Below are 7,696 nucleotides of genomic sequence, written 5' to 3'. Positions count from 1 at the left end.
CAGGCCGCCTTCGGACGGCACGGCCAGCGCGGCGATGCCGGCCTCGGCCAGCGCATGGGCGTAGACCGCGCCCTCGTCGCCGTCCTCCAGGACCACGACGGCCGGCATGCGGCCGCGCGTGTCGGCGGGCAGGTGCAGGGTGGCGTCCACGGCGCGGGCCGGGGCGTCCCCCTCCCGCAGCGCCGCGAGGTCGGCGGGTGCGCTCGATGCCAACTCGACGGCCTCCAGCCGCCCGGCGGGCTGCGCGGCGGCCGTCTCCGGGGCGGTCTCCGGGGCCTGGGTGCGCGGCGCGCCGGCCGCGCAGGCGGCGGCGAGGAGCAGGGCGGCGAGGGCGGCGGCGCTGCGCGGCAGCCTCGGACGGGGGCGGGGAGATGGGGTCAAGGGCGATCGCAGATGACGGAATCGGGCTGGACTTATACGTCGAGATGGGCCACGACGCACTGTCAGTATATACAGGGGATGCGGCGCCGGGCGAAGGTCCTCGGCCCGAGAAGCGAGAGGCAGCCGATGAGCAGGATCGAAGCGACCAGGACCGCCGCCGAAATCTCCGCGGAGAAGCTCCGCTTCCTGCGCGCGCTCGAACGCAAGGTACTCTGGCTCTCCAGCTGGACCGTCCACAACGCCAACCACCTGCGGCCGAGCCGCGACGGCCTGAAGGTCGGCGGCCACCAGGCTTCCTCGGCCTCGCTCGCCACCTTGATGACCGCCCTCTACTTCGACGTCCTGCGGCCCCAGGACAAGGTCGCGGTGAAGCCGCATGCGAGCCCCGCCTTCCACGCGATCCAGTACCTGCTGGGCCGGCAGACCCGGGAGAAGCTGGAGCGCTTCCGCGCCCTGGGCGGCGCGCAGAGCTACCCGTCGCGCACCAAGGACGGCGGCGACGTCGACTTCTCGACCGGGTCCGTCGGGCTCGGGGTAGCGATGACCACCTTCGCGTCCATCGTGCAGGACTACGTCCGGCTGAAGGAGCTCGGCAACGGCGAGCCGCCGGGCCGCATGGTGGCGCTGGTCGGCGACGCCGAGCTGGACGAGGGCAACGTGTTCGAGGCCCTGTTCGAGGGCTGGAAGCACGACGTCCGGAATCTCTGGTGGGTCATCGACTACAACCGGCAGAGCCTCGACAGCATCGTGGCCGACCGCCTGTTCAACCCGATCGAGGGGCTGTTCCGCTCGATGGGCTGGCGCGTCGTCGTGCTGAAATACGGCAAGCTGCTGCAGCGCGCCTTCGCCGGTCCGGGCGGGCCGAAGCTGCGCGATTGGATCGACGCCTGCCCCAACTCCGTCTATTCCGCCCTGACCTTCAAGGGCGGGGCGGCGTGGCGCGAAGTGCTGCTGCGCGACCTGGGCGGGGACCCGGACGTCGCCGCGCTGCTGGACGGCCACGACGACGAGGCGCTGGCGGCGCTGATGACCAACCTCGGCGGCCACGACATGGAAGCGGTGCTGGAAGCCTTCCACGCGGTGGAGGACGACCGCCCGACCTGCTTCATCGCCTACACGGTCAAGGGCTTCGGCCTGCCGTTCGCCGGCCACAAGGACAACCACTCCGGCCTGATGAACCTGGACCAGATGGCGGCGCTGAAGCGGCGCATGGCGGTCCCGGACGGGGCGGAGTGGGACCGCTTCGCCGCCCTCGACATCGCGCCGGAGGAGATGGAGCGGTTCCTCGCCTCGGTGCCCTTCGCGGCCCGCCCCCGCACCCGCCCGACCGCTCCCGCGGTCGAGGTGCCGGAGACGCTGCCGGTGCCCAAGGCGCCCCGCATGTCGACCCAGGAAGGCTTCGGGCGGATCCTGGCCGACCTCGCGCGCGAGGACGGTCCGCTGGCGCGGCGCATCGTGACGACCTCCCCGGACGTCACGGTCTCGACCAATCTCGGCGGCTGGGTCAACCGGCGCGGCATCTTCGACCGCACCGCGCACGCGGACACCTTCGTGGAGCTGAAGGTCGTCTCGGCCCAGAAGTGGCAGGCGACGCCCGAGGGGCAGCACATCGAGCTCGGCATCGCCGAGCACAACCTGTTCCTCCAGCTCGCCGCCTTCGGCTTGAGCCACGACCTGTTCGGGGCCCGGATGCTGCCGATCGGCACGCTGTACGATCCCTTCGTCAAGCGCGGCCTCGATGCGCTCAACTACGCCGTCTACCAGGACGCGCGCTTCATCGTCGTCGCCACGCCCTCGGGCGTCACCCTGGCGCCGGAGGGCGGCGCGCACCAGTCGATCGCCACACCCCTGATCGGCATGGCGCTGCCCGGCCTCGTCAGCTACGAGCCCGCTTATGTCGACGAGCTGGGGGCGATCCTGCACTGGTCGTTCGGCCATCTGCAGCGCCCCGACGGCGGATCGGTCTATCTGCGCCTCTCCACGCGCGTCCTCGACCAGCCGGAGCGCGACCTGGACCCGGCGGACGCGATCGCCGGCGCCTATTGGGCGGTCGAGCCCGCACCCGACGCCGAGCTGGTGATCGCGTACATGGGCGCCGTGGCCCCCGAGGCGAGGGCGGCCTTCGAGGCGATCCGGGAGGACGTCCCGGGCTGCGGGCTGCTCGCGGTCACCTCGGCCGACCGGCTCCACGACGAGTGGCGGCGGAGCCGGCATACCGGCACGATCGAGAAGCTGCTGGCGCGCGCGCCGCGCGCGTCGCTGGTCACGGTGCTGGACGGCCATCCGGCGACGCTGGCCTGGCTCGGTTCCGTCCGCGGGCAGACGACCGTCCCGCTGGGCGTCGACCGGTTCGGGCAGTCGGGCGACATCCCGGACCTCTACCGTCTCCACGGCATCGATGCCGACGCGATCCTGGACGCGGCGGCGCGCCTGCTGCTGGAACGCGCGCGGTAGGGCCCCTCACTGGGCCCCTCACTGGGCGGCGTCGGGCAGCCCGGACCGTTCGTCGGCCGGGCCGACCGCGTAGCCCGCCTTCGGCGGGTAGCGGTTTGCGACCTTGACCTGCGCGCGCTCCGGTCCCGGCGCCCAGACCAGGAAGGTGCGCCAGGGCCGCTGGACGCCCTTGGCCGGGCGGCTCACCGGAACCTGCCACAGCCGGTCGCCCACGGCCTTGCGTTCGTCCATCGCCACCAGCGGCGAGGCTGAGCCGTGGAAGGCGGTCTTGGCGGCTTCCAGCTCTGCGCAGTCCTGCGAGAGCTGGCGTTCGCGCTGGACCTGGGCCGTGGTCATCCGGCGCAGCTTCAGGCTTTCGCGGCCGAGCATGCGGATCGAGCGGGCCGCGGCCGCGACCTGCTGGCCGAGCTGGGCCATCTCCTGCCGGATCAGCGCCAGCCGGCGGGCGGTATGGCGCCAGGACAGCAGGAGCGCGCCGGCCACCAGGAGCAGCCCGAACACCGTGGGCGCGTCCAAAGGCATCATGCGGCCTCCCGGGGGACGCCGCCGGCGGGTTCCGGTTCGACCAGGGCCGCGAGATGACGCGGCGTCCGCTCGACGGTCCGGGTCGAGAAGCCGAGGGCGGCGGGCAGCACCCGCTCGACCATGCGGCGCGCCTCGGCCGGGTCCGGCGCAAGGACCAGCACGGTCTGCGGCAGGCTCCAGCTCTCGTCGAAATGGCCGAAACTGCCCGGCCGGGGCACGAGCATCTCGGGCCGCACGTTCACGACCTTCGCCATCCAGACCCGGCATCCGGGCTCCCGGTCCGGTCCCTCGACGATGCGCACCGTGCTCTCGGTGGCGGCCCGGGCCGCTTCCAGGTCGGCGATCAGCAGGCGCCGGCGCGTCTGCGTCTTCGCGAGCTGGGCGGTCGCCGTCCGAAGCTCCCGGCCGCGCCGCTGGAGGCGTACCTGCATCCGGCGCACGAGCGTTTCCGCCGCGGCGCGGCGGCCGCGCAAGGCCGAGAGCTTCCGCCCGATGCCGAGCAGCCGCGGCAGGAACACGCTGCCGACCATCAGGAAGCCGACGAGGATGATAGAGACCAAGACGACGTACATGTACGCACCGCCGAACCGACGGGCTTAGAATTCTACGATTTTATCTAAAATACAATGTCGTCCATCGGCCTTCCGCCACGCCCGCGGCTCGCCTAATGTCGGCCGCGGAGACCTGGGATCGGGGGAGCGACGGCGCATGAGGATCTTCGGCATCGCCGGCTGGAGCGGCAGCGGCAAAACGACGCTGCTGGTGGCGCTCCTGCCCGCGCTGATCTCCCGCGGCATCAGCGTGTCCACGGTCAAGCACGCCCACCATGCCTTCGACGTCGACACGCCGGGCAAGGATTCCTACCGCCACCGGCAGGCCGGAGCGACCGAGGTGCTGGTCGGCTCCGCGCAGCGCTGGGCCTTGATGCACGAGCACAGGGGCGCGCCCGAACCTGCGCTGGAGGAACTGCTGTCCCGCATGACGCCGGTCGACCTGGTGCTGGTCGAAGGGTTCAAGCGTCACGCCCACCCCAAGCTGGAAGTCCATCGGCGGTCCACCGGCAAGCCGCTGATCGCCGAGGAGGACCCGCACGTGGTCGCGGTCGCCTGCGACGAACCCCTGCCCGGTCTGGCGGTGCCGGTCCTCGACCTCAACGATCCCGCCGGGATCGCGGACTTCATCCTCGCGAACTGCGGTTTGCCCGCCCGGGCCTGAGCCCCGGAGGAACCCGGACTGCGTGCGGGCGGTTTCCCCACCGTCTCCACGCTGATGGACCTCAATCCGAGATGGACATGCATTTCGACCCGGCCGAGCCGGGGCTGCTGCCGGTTGCCGGCCTTCCGCCCGGCTACGACGCGGTCCACCTGGCGCGGCTCGCGCGCGCCTGCGCCGCGCGGGGGCTGCTCCACGTCGCGGCCGACCGCCGCCGGCTGGAGCGGCTGGTTCGCTGGCTGCGCTTCTTCGATCCCGACCTGGAGCTGGTAATCCTGCCGCCCTGGGACACGGCGCCCTACGAGCGGAATTCCCCGTCGCCGGCCGTATCGGCCGCGCGGGTCGCGGCGATGATGCGCATGCTCGAGCCGGCCGACGGCCCGCGCCTCGTCCTGACAAGCGTCTATGGCGCCCTGCGGCGGTTGCCCTCGCGGTCGAGCTTCGAGGGCATGCCGCTTCGCGCCGGTCCCGGCGAGATCGGCCGCGAGGCACTGGAGACGTGGCTGCTCGCCGCCGGCTATGCCCCGGCCGGGGAGGTCCACGGTCCCGGCGACTACCGTATGGGCCACCATCTGGAAATCATGCCGCCCGGCGCCGGCGGGCCGGTCGAGCTGGACCTCGACGACGGGGCGGTGATGCTGCCGCCGATGTCGGAGGTGGTGCTGGACCCCGCGGCGGCCGAGCGGTTCCTCTCCGCCTACGACCGGCGCTTCGGCTCCCCCGACGGCCGCGATCCCGTCGCCGTCGCGGTGGCGGCCGGGCGGCGGCACGCCGGCATGGAGCAGTGGCTGCCCCTGTTCCACGCCGGCACGCAGACGCTGCTGGAGTGGCTGCCGGACGCTGCCGTCAGCCTCGACGAGGCCGTTGGGGAATTCCTGCCCCACCGGCTCGCCCAGATCGAGGCGGCCTACCAGGGGCGCAAGGCGGCGGCCGAGATCGGCCGTCGCGCCCATCTGCCGGACTACCGTCCGCTGCCGCCGGAGGACCTGTTCCTGTCCGCCGGTCAATGGGAAGAGGCGTTGGCCGCGCGTGCCGTCGTCGAGCTGCGTCAGGGACCGCCGGCCGCCGGCGGGATGGACGCGGGCGGGCGGCCCGGGCCCGACCTGACCGCGGGCCCCGGCGCGCTGGCCGGGCATCTGCGCCGCCTGCGGGCGGACCGTATCCCGGTCGTGATGGCCGGTCGACGGGCGGGCGACGTCGCCCGGCTCGCCCGCGGACTGGAACCGCCGGCGCCGCGCGTCGACCGTTTCGACCCGGTCGAGCCGGTATCGCTCGCCGTGCTCGACCTGGAGGCGGGGTTCGTAGCGCCCGACCTCGCCGTGATCGCCCGGGCCGACCTGGCGGGGCGCGCCCGCGAGAACGGCCGGCGCGCCCCGTCGGTCCTGGAAGGCCGGGCGGCGCTGGCGCCCGGCGACCTCGTGGTCCATGCCGATCACGGGATCGCCCTGTGCGACGGGATCGAGCAGGTCACCCCCGCCGGGGCGCCGCACGATTGCGTGCGCCTGCTCTATCGCGACAACGACCGCCTGCTGGTCCCGGTGGAGAGCATGGACCTGGTATGGCGCTATGGGCCCGGCGGCGCCCCGGCGACGCTCGACCGCCTCGGTGGCGAGGTCTGGGCGGACAGGCTCGGCCGGGTCGTCGGCGACCTTCTCGGCAGCGCCAGGACGCTGGTCGAGGAGGCGCGGCGGCGCGAGAGCGCCGCAGGCGCGCCGATCGTGGCGCACGCCGCCGCGTTGCGCCGTTTCGCGGACCGGTTTCCCTTTACCGAGACCGAGGACCAGCAGGCCGCGATCGATGCCGTGACCGCGGATCTCGCCTCCGGACGACCGATGGACCGGCTCGTCGTCGGCGACGTCGGCTTCGGCAAGACGGAGGTCGCCCTGCGTGCCGCCTTCGCCGTCGCGTCGACCGGGCGTCAGGTAGCCGTGGTCGCGCCTACGCTGCCGCTCGCCCGCCAGCACCTGCGCGACTTCCAGTCCCGGTTCGCCGGCTTCGGCATTCCCGTCGTCGGGCTGATGCGGACCGGCCGGGACGCTGGCCAGGGCAAGGTCCGGGCGGCGCTCCGGGCGGAAGGGCCGCTGGTCGCGGTCGGCACGCATGCGCTGCTCGGCCGCGGCGTCCGTTTCCGCGACCTGGCCCTGTTGATCGTCGACGAGGAGCAGCGATTCGGCGTCGCCCAGAAGGACCGCCTCAGGGACGTCGCGGCCGGCGTCCACATGCTGAGCATGAGCGCGACGCCGATCCCGCGGACGCTGGAGCTCGCGGTCACCGGGCTGCGGGCCATCAGCGTGATCGCGACCCCGCCCGCCGGTCGCCATCCCATCGCCACCCGCGTCCTCGACTATGAGGGCGGCGCCATCCGCGACGCCCTGATGGCGGAATGCCGGCGCGGCGGCCGCAGCTTCTACATCTGCCCGCGGATAGCCGACCTCGACGAGGTCCGGCGGCGCCTCGCCGAGCACGTGCCGGAACTGCGCGTCGTGGTGGCGCACGGGCGGATGGCGCCGGAGGACATGGACGACGCGATCTCCGGCTTCGCCGAAGGGGCCGCCGACGTGCTGCTCGCCACCAACATCATCGAATCCGGCCTCAACATTCCGGCTGCGAACACGCTGGTGGTCCATCGCGCCGACAGGTTCGGGCTCGGGGATCTCCATCAGCTTCGCGGGCGGGTCGGCCGCGGTTCGGTCCGGGCGTTCTGCCTGCTGACGACGGAGCCGGGGGTGCCGGTCCCGGCCGCGGCGGCGCGGCTGGCCCGGGTGGCAGCACATGCCCGGCCGGGAGCCGGCCTGGACCTCGCGAACGCGGACCTCGACATGCGCGGCGCCGGCAACCTGGTCGGCGAGGAGCAGTCCGGCCACCTGCGCGAGGTCGGCGCCGAGCTGTTCCGCGACCTGTTGCGGCGCGCCGTCGACGCGGTGCGGCGCGGCGGCGAGCCGGAGGCGTTCTGGACGCCGCGCGTGGCGCTCGACCTGCCGGTGCTGATCCCCGACGCCTATGTCCGCGACGTGGGGGAGAGGCTTACGCTCTACGGCCGGATCGCCCGCATCCAGGACGACGAGGAGGCCGAGACCGTCGCCGCCGAGCTGGCCGAGCGCCACGGCCCGCCTCCGACGGAGGT

6 protein-coding genes are annotated in these 7,696 nt (G+C 73.3%); 3 read left to right on the top strand and 3 right to left on the bottom strand.

From position 1 onward, the window contains the following. Nucleotides 1-381, bottom strand: a 381-nt coding sequence (locus VGO20_RS27935) for a hypothetical protein (protein WP_414639920.1), incomplete at its 3' end; no start/stop codon positions are given. A gap of 126 nt (nt 382-507) precedes the next feature. On the opposite strand from VGO20_RS27935, the gene VGO20_RS27930 reads away from it, so the two are divergent. Then, a complete protein-coding gene (locus VGO20_RS27930; RefSeq protein ID WP_327505699.1) occupies nt 508-2,835 on the top strand; it encodes a 1-deoxy-D-xylulose-5-phosphate synthase N-terminal domain-containing protein in 2,328 nt (775 codons plus the stop codon). Nucleotides 2,836-2,853: 18 nt separating this feature from the next. Here the strand turns inward: VGO20_RS27930 and VGO20_RS27925 are convergent, their stop codons facing one another. Continuing rightward, nucleotides 2,854-3,360, bottom strand: coding sequence for a hypothetical protein (locus VGO20_RS27925; protein WP_327505698.1), 507 nt, complete (start codon nt 3,358-3,360; stop codon nt 2,854-2,856). Beyond that, nucleotides 3,357-3,932 carry a hypothetical protein gene (locus tag VGO20_RS27920; RefSeq protein WP_327505697.1) on the bottom strand — a complete coding sequence of 192 codons (576 nt, stop codon included), beginning with the start codon at nt 3,930-3,932 and terminating at the stop codon, nt 3,357-3,359. Before VGO20_RS27920 ends, VGO20_RS27925 begins: the two co-directional genes overlap by 4 nt. 136 nt (nt 3,933-4,068) lie before the next feature. On the opposite strand from VGO20_RS27920, the gene mobB reads away from it, so the two are divergent. After that, nucleotides 4,069-4,575, top strand: a complete 507-nt coding sequence (mobB, locus tag VGO20_RS27915; protein ID WP_327505696.1) for a molybdopterin-guanine dinucleotide biosynthesis protein B — start codon at nt 4,069-4,071, stop codon at nt 4,573-4,575. A gap of 77 nt (nt 4,576-4,652) precedes the next feature. Further along, nucleotides 4,653-7,696, top strand: a 3,044-nt coding sequence (locus tag VGO20_RS27910; protein WP_327505695.1) for a DEAD/DEAH box helicase, incomplete at its 3' end; no start/stop codon positions are given.

Origin of the sequence: Arenibaculum sp., from assembly GCF_035998295.1 — a bacterium.
Lineage (GTDB): Bacteria > Pseudomonadota > Alphaproteobacteria > Azospirillales > Azospirillaceae > DASYHS01.
This window is presented reverse-complemented; position numbering and strand designations above follow the sequence as displayed.